Raw genomic sequence first — 1,078 nt, forward strand, 5'->3', positions numbered from 1 at the left:
TCAACGACAGCCTGGGCCATCCGGTCGGCGATCTGCTGCTCAAGGGCATCGCACACCGGCTCAAGGAGACCCTGCGCGATGTCGACACGGTCGCGCGCCTTGGTGGTGACGAGTTCATCGTTCTGTTACCTGGCCTGCTGCAGCCCAGCGACGCACAAGCCATCGCCAACAAACTGCTGGCCTGCTTCAACACGCCTTTTGAAGCTGGCGAACATGAGCTCTACATCAGCCCGAGCATTGGCAGCTGTGTTTTCCCGACTGACGGCACCGACGTAGCAACACTGGTCAAAAACGCAGACGCCGCCATGTACCGCTCCAAGGCCAAGGGCCGCAACCGGGTCGAAAGCTACACCTGCGACCTGACCACACAGGCCAGCGAACGTATTGCCCTTGAACAGGAATTGAGAAGAGCGCTGGACCGCAATCAGCTGTCCCTGGCCTACCAGCCCAAAATCAGCCTTCTGACCCACACGCTGATAGGCGCAGAAGCGCTGATCCGCTGGAACCACCCGACCTTCGGCGACGTGCCACCCGAACATTTCATACCGCTGGCCGAAGAAAACGGCATGATCCTGCAAATCGGCGAATGGGTGCTGGAGCAGGCCTGCCAACAAATGGGCAAATGGCGCAAAACCTGTCAGCCGTTCGGCCCAGTGTCAGTCAACCTTGCAGGCGCTCAACTGCGCCAGACGAACCTTGTCGAACACATCGAACAACTACTGGCCGACAACGGCCTGGAGCCAGGCTGCCTGCAACTGGAAATCACCGAAAACTTCATCATGAGCCAGACCCAGGAAGCGCTGGCAGTGCTGCACAAACTGAAGAAACTCGGTGTGCAACTGGCCATCGACGACTTCGGTACCGGTTACTCCTCCCTGAGCTACCTCAAACGCCTGCCGCTGGACATCCTCAAAATCGACCAGTCCTTCGTTCGCGGCCTACCCGAAGACACCCACGACGCCGCCATCGTCCGCGCCATCATCGCCCTCGGGCGCAGCATGCAACTGACCGTGATAGCCGAAGGCGTGGAGAACAGCGAACAGCAGCAATTCCTGACCCGCGAGGGCTGCGAACAGAT

Annotated in this window: 1 protein-coding gene; it reads left to right on the plus strand. The window is 59.6% G+C overall.

The window, feature by feature from the left end:
- The coding region (locus ALO64_RS08335; RefSeq protein ID WP_235804985.1) for a putative bifunctional diguanylate cyclase/phosphodiesterase at nt 1-1,078 on the plus strand (1,078 nt) is incomplete at both ends.

The organism is Pseudomonas meliae (assembly GCF_001400515.1).
In the GTDB taxonomy this organism is placed as follows: domain Bacteria; phylum Pseudomonadota; class Gammaproteobacteria; order Pseudomonadales; family Pseudomonadaceae; genus Aquipseudomonas; species Aquipseudomonas amygdali.